The 16,036-nt window shown below is 60.0% G+C and carries 13 protein-coding genes; 10 read left to right on the top strand and 3 right to left on the bottom strand.

Features of this window, described 5'->3' with window-relative positions; genetic code table 11:
• Window positions 1-98: 98 nt before the first annotated feature.
• Window positions 99-1,130, bottom strand: a complete 1,032-nt coding sequence (locus JZY08_RS22085) for an L-idonate 5-dehydrogenase (RefSeq protein ID WP_216331712.1) — start codon at window positions 1,128-1,130, stop codon at window positions 99-101.
• A gap of 220 nt (window positions 1,131-1,350) precedes the next feature.
• Here JZY08_RS22085 and JZY08_RS22080 point away from each other — a divergent pair, with 220 nt between their 5' ends.
• From JZY08_RS22080 to JZY08_RS22070, 3 genes are all read left to right on the top strand, one after another.
• Window positions 1,351-2,106, top strand: a complete 756-nt coding sequence (locus JZY08_RS22080; protein ID WP_082186004.1) for an SDR family oxidoreductase — start codon at window positions 1,351-1,353, stop codon at window positions 2,104-2,106.
• An 86-nt stretch (window positions 2,107-2,192) separates the two neighbouring features.
• Window positions 2,193-3,086: an NAD(P)-dependent oxidoreductase gene (locus JZY08_RS22075; RefSeq protein ID WP_216333495.1), complete on the top strand. Its 894-nt coding sequence runs from the start codon at window positions 2,193-2,195 to the stop codon at window positions 3,084-3,086.
• A gap of 156 nt (window positions 3,087-3,242) precedes the next feature.
• Window positions 3,243-4,229 (top strand): aldose 1-epimerase, encoded by a 987-nt coding sequence (locus tag JZY08_RS22070; RefSeq protein WP_137039414.1) that lies wholly within the window; start codon window positions 3,243-3,245, stop codon window positions 4,227-4,229.
• Between the two features lie 15 nt (window positions 4,230-4,244).
• Here the strand turns inward: JZY08_RS22070 and JZY08_RS22065 are convergent, their stop codons facing one another.
• Window positions 4,245-4,706, bottom strand: a complete 462-nt coding sequence (locus JZY08_RS22065) for an Lrp/AsnC family transcriptional regulator (RefSeq protein WP_003498392.1) — start codon at window positions 4,704-4,706, stop codon at window positions 4,245-4,247.
• Between the two features lie 166 nt (window positions 4,707-4,872).
• On the opposite strand from JZY08_RS22065, the gene JZY08_RS22060 reads away from it, so the two are divergent.
• Together JZY08_RS22060 and JZY08_RS22055 are read left to right on the top strand one after the other, a co-directional pair.
• On the top strand, window positions 4,873-5,586 hold the full coding sequence (locus JZY08_RS22060; RefSeq protein WP_003498387.1) for an aspartate/glutamate racemase family protein: 714 nt from the start codon (window positions 4,873-4,875) through the stop codon (window positions 5,584-5,586).
• A complete protein-coding gene (locus tag JZY08_RS22055; protein WP_003498386.1) occupies window positions 5,587-6,357 on the top strand; it encodes a class II glutamine amidotransferase in 771 nt (256 codons plus the stop codon).
• Window positions 6,358-6,442: 85 nt separating this feature from the next.
• On the opposite strand, the gene JZY08_RS22050 is transcribed toward JZY08_RS22055, so the two are convergent.
• Complete coding sequence (locus JZY08_RS22050; RefSeq protein ID WP_216331711.1) at window positions 6,443-6,763, bottom strand: hypothetical protein; 321 nt, start codon at window positions 6,761-6,763, stop codon at window positions 6,443-6,445.
• Between the two features lie 36 nt (window positions 6,764-6,799).
• Here JZY08_RS22050 and JZY08_RS22045 point away from each other — a divergent pair, with 36 nt between their 5' ends.
• Genes JZY08_RS22045 through JZY08_RS22025 form a run of 5 tightly spaced genes read left to right on the top strand, consistent with a single transcriptional unit; the run spans window position 6,800 to window position 15,834 of the window.
• Entirely contained in the window at window positions 6,800-9,262 is a 2,463-nt protein-coding gene (locus tag JZY08_RS22045) for a glycogen/starch/alpha-glucan phosphorylase (RefSeq protein ID WP_035223687.1), read from the top strand.
• A complete protein-coding gene (glgB, locus tag JZY08_RS22040; RefSeq protein WP_216331710.1) occupies window positions 9,262-11,469 on the top strand; it encodes a 1,4-alpha-glucan branching protein GlgB in 2,208 nt (735 codons plus the stop codon). Before JZY08_RS22045 ends, glgB begins: the two co-directional genes overlap by 1 nt.
• 21 nt (window positions 11,470-11,490) lie before the next feature.
• Window positions 11,491-12,753: a glucose-1-phosphate adenylyltransferase gene (glgC, locus tag JZY08_RS22035; protein ID WP_035223690.1), complete on the top strand. Its 1,263-nt coding sequence runs from the start codon at window positions 11,491-11,493 to the stop codon at window positions 12,751-12,753.
• Between the two features lie 5 nt (window positions 12,754-12,758).
• A complete protein-coding gene (glgA, locus tag JZY08_RS22030; RefSeq protein WP_216331709.1) occupies window positions 12,759-14,201 on the top strand; it encodes a glycogen synthase GlgA in 1,443 nt (480 codons plus the stop codon).
• A gap of 4 nt (window positions 14,202-14,205) precedes the next feature.
• A complete protein-coding gene (locus JZY08_RS22025; RefSeq protein WP_216331708.1) occupies window positions 14,206-15,834 on the top strand; it encodes an alpha-D-glucose phosphate-specific phosphoglucomutase in 1,629 nt (542 codons plus the stop codon).
• Window positions 15,835-16,036: the final 202 nt, after the last annotated feature.

Below are 16,036 nucleotides of genomic sequence, written 5' to 3'. Positions count from 1 at the left end.
CGACAGGTTGTCGTGGTCAAGAAGCCCGCATAAAAAACCGGCGGCGGAATAATCCGCCACCGATCAGAACGTCGGAACGCTTGCGTGCGAGACAGCGCTTATGAAAAGGCAATCTGGACCTTCATGGCACGGCTGCGGTCGGAGGCAAATTCAAAGGCCGAGATGGCGTCATCGAGATCCACCGTCTGGGTGATGAACGGCTTGACGTCGATCAGGCCCTTGCGCATCAGTTCCACGCCGGTCGCGAATTCCTCATGGAAACGGAAGGAACCGCGCAGATCGAGTTCCTTGGCAGTAATCGCCATCATCGGCAGGTTCATATCGCCACCAAGACCTAGCTGGACGATGATGCCGCGAGGCCGGAGCGCCGCAATGCCGCCCGCAAGCGCAACAGCGGCACCCGAGCATTCATAAAGAACGTCGAAGGTGCCCTTGTTCGCGCCATAAGCGGCGAGCGCATCCGGCTCATCCTTGCTGTTGATGACGCGGTCCGCGCCCGCTTCCCGCGCCTTGGCGAGCGTGAAATCCGAAAGATCGGTCGCAACGATTTCAGCCGCACCCGCGCGGCGCGCGGCCAGAATCGACAGAATGCCGATGGGACCGCAGCCGGTCACCAGCACACGTTTCCCAAGCAGATCCCCGGCGCGGCGCGTGGCGTGCAGCGTTACCGCCAGCGGTTCGGCCATGGCCGCCTCACCCGCGCTCAGCCCGTCGGCCGGAACGCATTGCAGGGCATCCGCGACGAGAACCTCCCGAAAAGCGCCCTGAATATGCGGGAACGGCATGGCGCTGCCATAAAAACGCATGTTGAGGCACTGGTTGTGCAGGCCTTCCTGGCAAAAACGGCAGGTCCTGCACGGGCGTGATGGCGAAACCGCGACCAGACCGCCGACCTTCAGGCCTTCGACACCTTCACCCAACTCCTCGACGATGGCGGAGACCTCGTGCCCCAGCACCATGGGCTCGCGAAGCCGCACCGCGCCGAAACCGCCATGATTGTAGTAGTGAAGATCGCTGCCGCAAATTCCGCCCCGGACCAGACGAAGCCGCACTTCTCCCGCTCCCGGCGCCTCCTCCGGCCGCTGCTCGATGCGTACATCCTTTGCCCCATGGGCGACGATCGCTCTCATAAATATCTCCTTTTCGACATCGCGCCTTGAGCGGCGTGACAAAATAGTCCGCATCCCGATCCTGCCGCCAGCCGCAGTTTTATGCGCCGCGCGACCTGTCCGCCCGCCCGATCCGTACCGAAACCGGGCGTTTAAGCCTTGACATCCACGTCTTAAAGGGATGAATGTTATCGATAACATAAACCTGCATGAATGCAATGTCGAGAGACTGGAGGAAACAGTGGGCCTTAATTTGTTCGATCTTTCCGGCCGCCGCGCCCTGATCACGGGTTCGTCCCAGGGCATCGGTTTCGCGCTGGCGCAAGGGCTGGCGGAAGCAGGGGCTGAAGTGGTTCTGAACGGCCGCGACGAGGCGAAGCTGAAAGCGGCTGCAGCAGGCATCAAGGGCGCCAGGACGCTCGCCTTCGACGCCACCGATCATGAAGCGGTGCGCAAGGCCATCGACGGTTTCGAGGCGGATGTCGGCCCCATCGATATTCTCGTCAACAATGCCGGCATGCAACACCGCACACCGCTTGAGGATTTTCCGGCGGATGCCTTCGAGCGCCTGTTGCAGACCAACATCGCCTCGGTTTTCCATGCCGGTCAGGCTGCCGCACGTCATATGATCAGCCGCGGCCGCGGCAAGATCATCAACATCGCCAGCGTCCAGACCGCTCTTGCCCGCCCCGGCATCGCGCCCTACACCGCCACCAAGGGCGCTGTCGGCAATCTGACGAAGGGCATGGCGACCGACTGGGCCAAATACGGCCTGCAATGCAACGCCATTGCGCCGGGTTACTTCGACACGCCGCTCAACGCAGCCCTCGTCGCCGACGAAACCTTTTCGGCATGGCTTGAGAAGCGCACGCCGGCCGGCCGCTGGGGCAAGGTCGAAGAGCTTGTCGGCGCCTGCATTTTCCTGTCGTCCGATGCCTCGTCCTTCGTGAACGGACATATTCTCTACGTCGATGGCGGCATCACCGCCTCGCTTTAAAACCTCCTGTCCGGCTGGCGCACTGAAACCGCCAGCCGGATCGGGCCGACAATACCACGACGCTTTGGGAGGAGACCGTGAGCACCATGACCGACAAGAACAAAGTCGCCCTCATCGGCGCCGGCGCCATGGGCGGGGCGATCGGCACGCGGTTGATCGAGACCGGCCATCACCTGACGGTTTTCGATCTGGATGCGGAGAAGGTGGCGGCGCTGACCAGCCTCGGCGCACACAGCGCCGGAACGGCGGCGCAGGCGGCTTCGGTTTCCGATGTCGTGATCCTCAGCCTCAACTCGCCGAAAATCGTCCGCGCCGCCGTGTTCGGCAAGGATGGCGTGGCGGCCGGAGCAAGGCCCGGCACACTGATCATCGACATGTCCTCCATCGATCCGGAGGCGACGAAGGAACTGGCGACCGATGCTGCTGAAAAGGGCCTGCGCTGGGTGGACAGCCCACTTTCGGGTGGCGCGCCCAAGGCGCTTGTTGGCCAATTGACGCTGATGGCAGGCGGCACTGAGGCGGATGTGGCAGACGCCCACCGCGTGCTGCAACATGTCGCCAGCAACTATACCCATATGGGCCCCAGCGGCGCCGGGCAGACGACGAAACTCATCAATCAGGTTCTCTGCGGGCTGAACTTCCTGGCCGTAGCGGAAGCGACGCAGCTTGCGCTGGATGCGGGGGTCGATGCCGCCAAAATTCCGCAGGCGCTGAAAGGCGGCAGGGCGGATAGCGCGATCCTCCAGGAATACATGCCGCGTTACGTCGCGAAGGATTACCGCCGCACCGGCCGCATCGACAACATGGTCAAAGACCTGAACGGTGCGCAGGATCTCGCCAGGCGCACCAACACGGCCATGCCCCTGACGGCGGTTTGCGCCGAGGTGCACCGCATGCTCACGGCGGCGGGACTGGGCGGTGAGGACCAGGCCGCGCTGATGGAATTTTTCAGCGGCGCGAAACGCACCTTCACGGACTGACTTCCGCGACGGGAACTGTCGAACTGCGTGCGGAGGTCATGTATCTGCGCGGTCCGGCCATTGCGAAATGTCTCCGCAGCGAAGATGATCGGGCGAATCGGCGGGGCAACAGCCCCGGTGGCCGCAGAAAGCATGCATGCAAAGGACAATTTCCCGATGACCACCTCCGAGACAGGCACGGGGATTGCCGGTGTTACCATTTCCGGAAATGGCTTCACCGCCGAGATCGCTTACGAGGGTGCAACTCTTCTGAGCTGGCAGCCGCGGCTTGCCGATGGCAGCGAATCTGAAAACCTTATCGACGGCTATTTGACACCTGCGGAGTTGCAATCGCAAAGTGGCGTGAGAAACGGCATTCTCGCCCCTTTCACCAATCGTATTCCGGACGGCAAGTTCAGTTTCGGTGGAGAGATGCACCGTATAGAGCCGGTGCTTGCCCACGAAAACCTTGTCTTCCACGGTTTCGCCAGAGCCCTGCCCTTCATCCTCAACCGATCTTTCGAGGAGAACGGCACGCATGTGCTGGTGTTCCGCGCGGAAATATCGCCCGGCGATTTCAAGGGTTATCCCTATCATCTCGCCCTCGAGGTGGAATACCGGTTTGCCGGCCATGACGTCACCGTCGACATACGCGGCATCAATGGCGACGACCGGCCGCTGCCCTTCGCCGCCGGCTGGCACCCTTATTTCCGTCTGCCCGGCACAGCGTCCATCGACGATCTCGAACTGACACTCCCCTCGCAGACCGCAATCGAAACCGACGAACATTTGATACCGCTGCTGGACCAGCAAAGCGGGCTTCTCAAGCGCGACGATGCGACGTTTCTTTCCCCCGCACCGCTTGCGGGCTACGTGCTCGATGCCTGCTTTACCGATCTCATCGCATCCGAAAACGGGCTTTATGAAACGCGGCTGGGGAATCGGCAGGACGGATCGAGCCTGACAATCTGGCAGGAGCGTGGCCACATGCATGTCTTCACCGGCGATACGCTTGCCCGCGACCGACGAAGATCGATCGCCCTGGAACCCGTTGAAACACCGACCAACGCCTTCAACCAGCCTGGACTTGCCGCTGCGCTCACCCTTCAGCCGGGTGAGACGCGGAATTTCCGCTTCGGTTTCCGCTTCGAGGCGGCGCGCTGAAACGCTAACGCCCCATCAGATATGTGTCGTCGGCAGGGAAGACGACAGCTTCACCGTTTCCATGGAGATATAGGCGGACATGTCGTAAAGCTCGACGCGGCGCAGGATCTGTTTGTAGATCGTGTCGTAATATTCGACATTCGGCAGCACGAGCTTCAGAATATAATCGAAATTCCCGGTCAACCGGTGAACTTCGACGATCTCCGGTATGGTGCTGACGGCGGCATGGAACCGGTCCAGCCAATCCTCCGCATGCAGCCCGGTTCTCACGAGCAGGAAAACCGTCGTCGGCAGATTGATTTTCCGCCTGTCGAGCAATGCCATCGTGCCCGTCACATATCCTTCCGCACGTAGCCGCGTGATGCGGCGCGAGCAGGCGGAAAGCGACAGCGACACCTCGTCGGCTATATCGGCGAGCGGCGTTTCTGCATTTTCCTGAAGAATCGCAAGGATTCGGCGGTCACGATCATCAATCATCCGTCAAGGATGCACACATTCCCAACATGACGCAAGTTTTTTGCGATTAATTGGAATATGGCGCGCTTTGTTTGCGTTTCCATCTCGAATTCCGTGCAAAAACGCATGCCATTTTCGCGACAGAGGTGGCATTCTTGTTTCCAATCAACTTGATAAGGGAACTCTGATGAAACGGATCGGCCTGATCGGCGGCATGAGCTGGGAATCCACCGCAACCTATTACCGCATGATCAACGAAGCCGTGCGCGACAGCCGCGGTGGACTGGTTTCGGCCGATATCGTCATGCATTCGCTCGATTTCTCCGAGGTTGTCGCCCTTCAAAAAGCTGATCGCTGGGATGAAGCCGGTGCGCTTCTGGGTGCCGCCGGCGCGCGCCTTGCCAATGCCGGCGCTGATTGTGTTCTGATCTGCACCAACACCATGCATCTTGTTGCAGAAACCGTCGCGAAGATGTCGGGCGTCGCGCTGATCGACATCATCGACGAAACCGCAGCCGCACTGAAGGCCGATGGACGCCGCAAACCGCTTCTGCTCGCCACCCGCTACACCATGGAACACGGCTTCTACACCGACCGCATGCGCCGCCATGGCGTCGACGTGGTCGTGCCCGATGTGGAAGACAGAGCCGCCATCCACGACATCATTTTCGGCGAACTGTGCCAGGGCGAGATCAAGTCCTGCTCGCGCGAGCGCTATCTGTCGGTCATCGAGAAAGCCCGTGCGCTCGGCGTCGATTCCGTCATTCTCGGCTGCACCGAAATTTCCCTGCTGATCGATCCGGACGCGCTGCCTTTGCCGGGTTACGATTCGACCGCCATTCACGCGAAGGCCGCTGTCGGCTTCGCGCTCGGAAACAAGGCCCTGAACAGGGCCGCATGAATGTGCCGCCTCTTTGCCTATTCCGGTAAACCTGTCTGGCTCGACAGTCTTCTGATCGAGCCGGAAGCATCGCTGGTCAGCCAGTCCATGGCCGCGCGGGAAGCAAAGACCGTCGTCAATGGCGATGGTTGCGGCCTTGGATGGTATGGCGAGCGCGGAATCCCTGGTGTTTTTCGCGACACCAGACCCGCTTGGTCCGACGCCAATCTGGCCGCGCTCTGCCACCAGCTTCGCTCGGGCATGTTCATGGCCCATGTTCGCTCAGCCACCTCAGGCGAAGTATCCCGCGCCAATTGCCATCCCTTCTCACATGGGCGGTATCTGTTCATGCACAACGGCCAGATCGGCGGTTATGAGCAGATAAGGCGGGACGTCGATTCCCTCATTCCCGATGATATCTATGCATCCCGGCGCGGCACCGGTGACAGCGAAGCCATCTTCCTCATCGCCGCCGGCCACGGCCTCGATGTGGACCCGGTCCGCGCCATTTCCACCGCTCTGCGCCTCTGCCATGAAAAGATGATAATGGCGGGCGTTTCCTCGGCGCTGAGATTCAGCGCCGTGCTGATGGATGGCGATTGCCTGCACGCCTTCCGCTGGTCCAGCGATGACAAGCCGCCGACGCTTTATTGGCGCGGGCTCGATGAAGGCATTGCGCTGAGTTCGGAGCCCTTTTCCTTCGATTGCACCCCCTGGTGCGCCGTTCCGCCAAATACCAGGGTGACGATCCGCGCAAGCGAGATGACGACGGAACCATTTTTTCCGGCGTAAAAATCGCATTTCACGGCGATGAAGGCCGGTTTTTACACCGCAACCGCCCTTTGCTGGCGCTGCGGTGGCGCCACCCCGTTTATTTTCATTGAATTTTCTCAGCCGCGAAGGCTAGTGTGTGATCCGATAGACCGAAACAGATTTCAGGACCGGTGAACCATTTCGATAGTGTTGCAGCTTCTCTCCCTTTCTTGAACGATGCCCGGCATCGCAACGACCACGCAAACCCGTTCATGAACGGCGCAAAAAGAGCGCGCAATGCCTTCGGCGACCTTTTGGGCGCTGAGGGAAAAGTCTTAATTTTCATTACATTAAGCTGTTCAACTTTCCGGAAAAATTGCTGTTGCCACGCCTCCATATCGATGCATAAACTGGCATCAGCAAAGGCAAACCGGATCGACCTCATCAGACCCTCTCCTCCCACCAAGGTGCTGACCGACCAATGATCAATAATCTCAACGCCGCCGATCTTCCCCGCCCCGCCCCGCGCAGTTCCAATCCGGAAATCATGGCGGCGGAAATCATCGAGCGACTGACCTACCGTATCGGCAAGGACGTCAAGGTCGCCAAGCCGCATGACTGGCTGACCGCAACCATTCTCGTCGTCCGCGACCGCATCATCGACAAATGGATGGAATCCACCCGCAAGGCCTATCAGAACAATTCCAAGCGCGTTTATTACCTGTCGCTCGAATTCCTGATCGGCCGTCTCATGCGCGACGCCATCTCCAATATCGGGCTGATGCACGAAATCCGGGATGCGCTTTCCTCGCTCGGCGTCGATCTGGATGTCATTGCCGGGCTGGAGCCGGATGCCGCACTCGGAAATGGCGGTCTTGGCCGTCTCGCGGCCTGCTTCATGGAATCGATGGCGACCGTCGATATTCCCGCCTATGGCTATGGTATCCGTTACGTGCACGGCCTTTTCCGCCAGCAGATGGCGGATGGATGGCAGGTGGAACTGCCCGAGACCTGGCTGGCGCACGGCAATCCCTGGGAGTTCGAACGCCGGGAAAGCTCCTATGAAATCGGCTTCGGCGGATCGGTGGAGACCATCGGCGGCTATGAAGATCCGCAGCGTTTCGTCTGGAAACCGGCCGAGCGCGTGATCGCCATGGCATATGACACGCCGGTCGTCGGCTGGCGCGGCACGCGTGTCAACACATTGCGCCTGTGGTCGGCCCAGCCAATCGACCCCATTCTGCTTGCCGCCTTCAACGCCGGCGACCATATCGGCGCATTGCGTGAGAGCAACAAGGCGGAAAGTCTGACGCGGGTTCTCTATCCCGCCGATGCGACGCCGGCAGGCCAGGAACTGCGCCTGCGGCAGGAGTTTTTCTTCTCATCCGCGTCATTGCAGGACATTCTGCGCCGCCACCTGCAGCAATATCCTGATTTCACATCGCTGCCCGAGAAGGTTTCGATCCAGCTCAATGATACGCACCCGGCCATTTCCATTGCCGAAATGATGCGTCTTCTGTGCGATGTGCATGGTCTGGAATTCGACGAGGCCTGGACGATCACCCGGGGGACCTTCTCCTATACCAACCACACGCTTCTGCCGGAGGCTCTGGAAAGCTGGCCGGTGCCTCTGCTGGAACGGCTGCTGCCGCGGCACATGCAGATCGTCTATGCGATCAACGCCAACACCCTGGTCTATGCCCGCAAGGAAAAGAAGATGCCGGATCAGCAGATCCGCTCCATCTCGCTGATCGACGAGGGTGGTGAGCGCCGCGTGCGCATGGGCAATCTCGCCTTCATCGGTTCGCATTCCATCAACGGTGTTTCAGCGCTTCATACCGAGCTGATGAAGGAAACGGTCTTCGCCGACCTGCACAGCCTCTATCCCGACCGCATCAACAACAAGACCAACGGCATCACGCCACGCCGCTGGCTGATGCAGTGCAATCCCGGCCTGACGGGGTTGATCAGGGAAGCGATCGGCGACGATTTCCTCGATGATGCAGAAAAGCTGACAGCGCTCGACCGTTTCGCCGACGATGCCGGTTTCCGTGCGAAATTCGCCGAAGTGAAGCGTCTGAACAAGGTGCGGCTTGCCAATACGGTGGCGCAGCGCATGGGCATTCGTGTCGATCCTTCGGCCATGTTCGACATCCAGATCAAGCGTATTCACGAATATAAACGCCAGCTTCTGAACCTTGTGGAAACGGTGGCCCTTTACGACCAGATCCGTTCCCACCCGGAACTGGATTGGGTGCCGCGCGTTAAGTTCTTCGCAGGCAAGGCGGCGCCGAGTTATCACAACGCGAAGCTGATCATTAAGCTTGCCAACGATATTGCCCGGGTCATCAACAATGATCCGGCCGTGCGCGGGCTCCTGAAAGTGGTGTTTATTCCGAACTATAACGTCTCGCTTGCGGAAATCATGGTTCCGGCGGCCGATCTTTCCGAACAGATCTCGACGGCGGGCATGGAAGCCTCGGGCACCGGCAACATGAAGTTCGCCCTGAACGGCGCTCTCACCATCGGCACGCTCGATGGCGCCAATGTTGAAATGCTCGAACATGTGGGTGACGATAATATCGTCATCTTCGGCATGACGGCGGAAGAAGTGGCCAAGGCACGCGCCGAAGGCCACAATCCCCGCGCGATCATCGAACAATCGGCGGAACTGTCGCAGGCGCTGTCATCCATCGCGTCCGGCGTGTTCTCTCCCGATGACCGCTCGCGCTTTTCCGCTCTGATCGACGGTATTTACAATAGCGACTGGTTCATGGTCGCCGGCGACTTCGACGCCTATGCCAATGCACAGCGCGAGGTGGATGCCATCTGGAGCAATCCGGATAGCTGGTATGCCAAAACAGTCCGCAACACGGCACGCATGGGCTGGTTCTCGTCCGACAGGACGATCCGGCAATATGCCGCCGACATCTGGAGAGCCTGATGAAAAAACCGCTCAATTCGGCCGAAGAGAAAAAGACTGGCGCTGTCACAAAGGCTGAAATCGAGGCGATCAAGAGCGGTTTGCATTCCAATCCCTTTGCCCTTCTCGGCGTTCACGAAACGCCGGAAGGGTTTTCCGCGCGCTGTTTCATCCCCGGCGCCGAAGAAGTGTCCGTCCTCACGCTCGACGGCAATTTCATCGGCGAGCTGAAGCAACTCGATCCGGAAGGCTTTTTCGAAGGCCCTGTCGATCTCACGTCACGCCAGCCGGTGCGTTATCGGGCCGGCCGTGACGATGCGGAATGGGCGGTGACGGACCCTTACAGCTTCGGTCCGGTTCTCGGGCCGATGGATGATTATTTCGTCCGCGAGGGTTCGCATCTGAGGCTCTTCGACAAGATGGGCGCGCATCCCCTCAAGCTCGAGGGCGTGGAAGGTTTCCACTTCGCCGTCTGGGCGCCCAATGCCCGGCGCGTTTCCGTCGTCGGCGACTTCAACAATTGGGATGGGCGCCGGCATGTGATGCGCTTCCGCAAGGATACCGGCATCTGGGAAATCTTCGCGCCCGACGTCTATGCCGGCTGTGCCTATAAGTTTGAAATCCTTGGCGCGAATGGCGAGCTTCTACCGCTGAAGGCCGACCCCTATGCGCGGCGTGGCGAATTGCGGCCGAAAAACGCCTCCGTCACCGCGCCGGAACTGACGCAGAAATGGGAAGACCAGGCTCACCGCGAACATTGGGCGCAGGTGGACCAGCGTCGCCAGCCGATCAGCATCTACGAGGTTCATGCCGGCTCCTGGCAGCGCCGCGAGGATGGCACCTTCCTCAGCTGGGACGAGCTGGCCGCGCAGCTCATCCCCTATTGCACCGATATGGGCTTCACCCATATCGAGTTTCTGCCGATCACCGAGCATCCCTACGACCCCTCTTGGGGATACCAGACGACCGGCCTTTATGCCCCGACCGCCCGCTTCGGCGATCCGGAAGGTTTCGCGCGTTTCGTCAACGGCGCGCACAAGGTCGGTATCGGCGTGATTCTCGACTGGGTTCCGGCACATTTTCCGACCGACGAGCATGGCCTGCGCTGGTTCGACGGCACGGCGCTTTACGAGCACGCCGATCCGCGCCAGGGTTTTCATCCGGACTGGAACACGGCCATCTATAATTTCGGCCGCGTCGAGGTCATGTCCTACCTCATCAACAATGCGCTTTATTGGGCCGAGAAATTCCATCTCGACGGCCTGCGCGTCGATGCGGTCGCCTCGATGCTCTATCTCGATTATTCCCGCAAGGAAGGCGAGTGGATCCCCAACGAATATGGCGGTCGCGAGAACCTGGAATCCGTCCGTTTCCTGCAAAAAATGAATTCGCTCGTTTATGGCACCCATCCAGGCGTCATGACGATCGCCGAGGAATCCACCTCCTGGCCGAAAGTGTCCCAGCCCGTCCACGAGGGCGGTCTTGGTTTCGGCTTCAAGTGGAACATGGGCTTCATGCACGACACGCTGAGTTATTTCTCACGCGAGCCGGTGCATCGCAAGTTCCACCATCAGGAACTGACCTTCGGCCTGCTTTACGCTTTCACAGAAAATTTCGTGCTGCCGCTTTCCCATGACGAGGTGGTGCACGGCAAGGGATCGCTGATCGCCAAGATGTCCGGCGACGACTGGCAGAAATTCGCCAATCTGCGATCCTATTACGCTTTCATGTGGGGTTATCCCGGCAAGAAGCTGCTGTTCATGGGGCAGGAATTCGCGCAATGGAGCGAGTGGAGCGAAAAGGGATCGCTCGACTGGAACCTGCGCCAATATCCGATGCATGAGGGCATGCGCCGCCTCGTGCGCGATCTCAACCTCACCTACCGTTCGAAAGCCGCCCTGCACGCCCGCGACTGCGAGCCGGAAGGTTTCCGCTGGCTGGTGGTCGATGACCACGACAATTCCGTCTTCGCCTGGCTGCGCATGGCGCCGGGCGAAAAGCCGGTGGCGGTCATCTGCAATCTCACGCCGGTTTACCGGGAAAACTATTATGTGCCGCTGCCCCAGGCCGGGCGGTGGCGGGAGATTCTCAACACCGATGCCGAAATCTATGGCGGCAGCGGCAAGGGAAATGGCGGACGCGTTCAGGCGGTCGATGCCGGCGGAGATATCGGGGCGATGCTGGTCCTGCCGCCTTTGGCGACGATCATGCTCGAGCCGGAAAACTGACAGACAGAGAGGGAGGACACCATGTCGGAAAAAAGAGTTCAGCCACTGGCGCGTGATGCAATGGCCTATGTCCTCGCGGGCGGCAGAGGAAGCCGCCTGAAGGAATTGACGGACCGCCGGGCCAAACCCGCCGTCTATTTCGGCGGCAAGGCGCGTATCATCGATTTTGCGCTCTCCAATGCCCTCAATTCCGGCATTCGCCGCATCGGCGTCGCCACGCAATACAAGGCGCACTCGCTTATCCGCCACCTGCAGCGCGGCTGGGACTTCTTCCGTCCCGAGCGTAACGAAAGCTTCGATATTCTGCCGGCCTCCCAGCGCGTTTCCGAAACGCAATGGTATGAAGGCACGGCCGACGCCGTCTACCAGAACATCGACATCATCGAGCCCTATGCGCCGGAATATATGGTCATCCTCGCCGGCGACCATATCTACAAAATGGACTACGAATACATGCTGCAGCAGCATGTGGATTCCGGCGCTGACGTGACAATCGGCTGCCTGGAAGTGCCGCGCATGGAAGCGACCGGTTTCGGCGTGATGCATGTGAACGAAAAAGACGAGATCATCGATTTCATCGAGAAGCCGGCCGATCCGCCGGGCATTCCCGGCAATGAGGGCTTCGCGCTCGCCTCGATGGGCATCTACGTCTTCCACACCAAATTCCTGATGGAAGCTCTGCGCCGCGACGCCGCCGACCCGACCTCCAGCCGCGATTTCGGCAAGGACATCATTCCCTATATCGTCAAGCACGGCAAAGCAGTCGCCCACCGCTTCGCGGATTCCTGCGTGCGTTCGGATTTCGAACACGGACCCTACTGGCGCGATGTCGGCACCATCGATGCCTATTGGCAGGCCAATATCGACCTGACCGATGTGGTGCCGGACCTAGACATCTACGACAAGTCCTGGCCGATCTGGACCTATGCGGAAATCACCCCGCCGGCGAAATTCGTGCATGACGATGAGAACCGACGCGGTTCGGCCGTGTCTTCGGTCGTCTCCGGCGACTGCATCATTTCCGGTGCCGCTCTCAACCGCAGCCTTCTGTTCACGGGCGTGCGCGCCAATTCATACTCCCGCCTTGAGAATGCCGTAGTACTGCCGAGTGTGAAGATCGGACGTCATGCCCAGCTGAGCAATGTCGTCATCGATCATGGCGTGGTCATTCCGGAAGGACTGATTGTAGGAGAAGACCCAGAACTGGATGCCAAACGTTTCCGCCGCACTGAAAACGGCATTTGCCTTATCACCCAATCGATGATCGACAAGCTGGACCTGTAGAGCCCATGAATGTCCTTTCGGTTTCATCCGAAATTTATCCCCTGATCAAGACCGGAGGGCTCGCCGACGTTGCCGGCGCGCTCCCCATTGCGCTCGAAGCCTATGGCGTCAAAACGCGAACCTTGATACCCGGCTATCCGGCGGTGAAAGCCGCCGTGACCGACCCCGTCAAATGTCTGGAATTTTCCGATCTGCTCGGCGAAAAGGCCGACGTGCTCGAAGTGCGGCATGAGGGGCTCGACCTCCTCATTCTCGATGCGCCCGCCTATTACGAGCGTTCCGGCGGCCCCTATCTCGGCCAGACGGGCAAGGACTATCCTGATAACTGGAAGCGTTTTGCGGCGTTGTCGCTGGCGGCGGCGCGCATCGGCGCCGGAGCCCTTCCCGGCTGGCGGCCGGATATGGTGCATGCCCATGACTGGCAGGCGGCGATGACACCGGTCTATATGCGTTATGCCGAGACACCGGAAATTCCAAGCCTCCTTACCATTCACAATATCGCCTTTCAGGGTCAGTTCGGCGCCAATATCTTCAGCAAGCTCGAATTGCCCGCCCATGCTTTCGGCATGGAAGGTATCGAATATTACAACGATGTGAGTTTCCTCAAAGGCGGCCTGCAGACGGCGACGGCGCTCAGCACCGTCAGCCCCTCTTATGCGGAGGAAATTCTGACCCCGGAATTCGGCATGGGGCTGGAAGGGGTGATCGGCAGTCGTTCCCATGTGCTGCACGGCATCGTCAACGGCATCGATGCCGATGTCTGGAACCCGGCCACCGACCATCTGATCCATGACAATTATTCCGCCGCCAACCTGAAGAACCGCGCATTGAACAAGAAGGCGGTCGCCGAGCATTTCCGTATCGATGAGGATGACAGCCCGCTTTTCTGTGTCATTTCCCGCCTGACCTGGCAAAAAGGCATCGACCTCATGGCGGAAGCCGTGGACGAGATCGTTTCCCTCGGTGGGCGTCTCGTGGTTCTGGGAGCTGGCGATGTGGCGCTGGAGGGCGCGCTTCTGGCGGCGGCATCCCGCCACCATGGCCGTGTCGGCGTGGCTGTGGGTTATAACGAACCCCTGTCGCATCTCATGCAGGCGGGCTGCGATGCGATCATCATTCCCTCGCGCTTCGAGCCCTGCGGGCTTACCCAGCTTTACGCGCTGCGTTACGGCTGCATTCCGGTCGTCGCCCGCACCGGTGGCCTCAACGACACCGTAATCGACGCCAACCATGCCGCGGTCGCCAGCAAGGCGGCGACCGGCGTGCAGTTTTCCCCTGTCACGCTGGACGGTCTCAAACAGGCGATCCGTCGGACCGTCCGTTATTACCACGACCCGAAACTATGGACACAAATGCAGAAGCTCGGAATGAAATCCGATGTTTCCTGGGAAAAAAGCGCCGGTCTCTACGCCGCGCTTTACAGCCAGCTTATTTCGAGAGGCCATTGAAACAATGATCAAGACTGTTCAGACGAAGCCCTATCAGGACCAGAAGCCGGGCACATCCGGCCTGCGCAAGAAGGTGCCAGTCTTCGCCCAGGAAAATTACGCCGAGAACTTCATCCAGTCGATCTTCGACGCGCTTGAAGGCTTCGAAGGCCAGACGCTGGTGATCGGCGGCGACGGCCGTTATTACAACCGCGAAGTGATCCAGAAGGCGATCAAGATGGCCGCCGCTGCCGGTTTCGGCAAGGTGCTCGTCGGTCAGGGCGGCATTCTCTCCACGCCTGCCGCCTCCAACATCATCCGCAAATACAAGGCTTTCGGCGGCATCGTGCTTTCGGCAAGCCACAATCCCGGCGGCCCGAACGAAGATTTCGGCATCAAATACAATATCGGCAATGGCGGTCCCGCGCCGGAAAAGATCACCGATGCGATCTATGCCCGCTCGAAGGTCATCGACAGCTACAAGATTTCCGACGCCGCCGATGTCGATCTCGACAAGGTGGGCAGCTTCAAGGTTGATGAGCTGACGGTCGATGTGATCGACCCGGTCGCCGACTACGCCGCCTTGATGGAAGAACTGTTCGATTTTGCCGCCATTCGCGCCCTGATCGCCGGTGGCTTCAAGGTCGTGATCGATTCCATGAGTGCCGTCACCGGCCCCTATGCCGTGGAAATCATCGAAAAGCGTCTCGGCGCGCCGAAGGGCTCGGTTCGCAACGCCACGCCCCTGCCCGATTTCGGCGGCCACCATCCCGACCCGAACCTTGTGCACGCCAAGGAGCTCTATGACGACGTCATGAGCCCTGAAGGTCCTGATTTCGGCGCAGCGTCGGATGGCGACGGCGACCGCAACATGGTCGTCGGCAAGGGCATGTTCGTCACCCCCTCCGACAGTCTGGCGATCATTGCCGCCAACGCAAAACTCGCACCCGGTTATGCCGCCGGCATTTCCGGCATCGCCCGCTCCATGCCCACAAGTGCGGCAGCGGACCGCGTTGCCGAAAAGCTGGGGCTTGGCATGTTCGAGACGCCGACCGGCTGGAAATTCTTCGGCAACCTCATGGATGCCGGCAAGGTGACGATCTGCGGCGAGGAAAGCTTCGGCACAGGCTCCAACCATGTGCGTGAAAAGGATGGCCTGTGGGCCGTGCTGTTCTGGCTGAACATCGTCGCCGCCCGCAAGGAAAGCGTGAAGGACATCGTCACCAGGCACTGGGCCGAATATGGCCGCAACTATTATTCCCGCCACGACTATGAGGAAGTGGATTCCGACGCCGCCAACACGCTGGTGGCCACCCTGCGCGAAAAACTCGCCACGCTTCCCGGCACCAGCTACGGCAATCTGAAGGTCGCGGCGGCGGATGATTTCGCCTATCTCGATCCGGTCGATCAGTCCGTCAGCAAGAACCAGGGCATCCGCATCCTGTTCGAGGGCGGTTCACGCATCGTGCTGCGCCTTTCCGGCACCGGCACGGCGGGCGCAACGCTCAGGCTTTACGTCGAGCGTTATGAGGCTGATGCGGGCCGTCACGGCATCGAGACGCAGGAGGCACTCGCCGACCTGATTTCCGTTGCCGATACGATCGCCGGTATCAAAGCCCATACCGGCCGGAATGCGCCGAGCGTCATTACCTAAAGGCTTGGCGCCGCGCACCTGACCGCTGGATACGGCACAGGATACAAAAAGCGAGGGGTGGCCGCGAGGCCACCTGATGGGGTAGAGAACCTCTCACCACACTCAACGTCATCCTCGGGCTTGACCCGAGGATCCACGATTTCAGCGGGTTATGGATCCTCGGGTCAAGCCCGAGGATGACGGAAGAGAGGTTTTAACACCT

Source organism: Rhizobium sp. X9 (assembly GCF_018873185.1).
Lineage (GTDB): Bacteria > Pseudomonadota > Alphaproteobacteria > Rhizobiales > Rhizobiaceae > Agrobacterium > Agrobacterium oryzihabitans.
The sequence above is the reverse complement of the archived record's forward strand: the minus strand, read 5'-3'. Positions and strand labels throughout refer to the sequence as shown.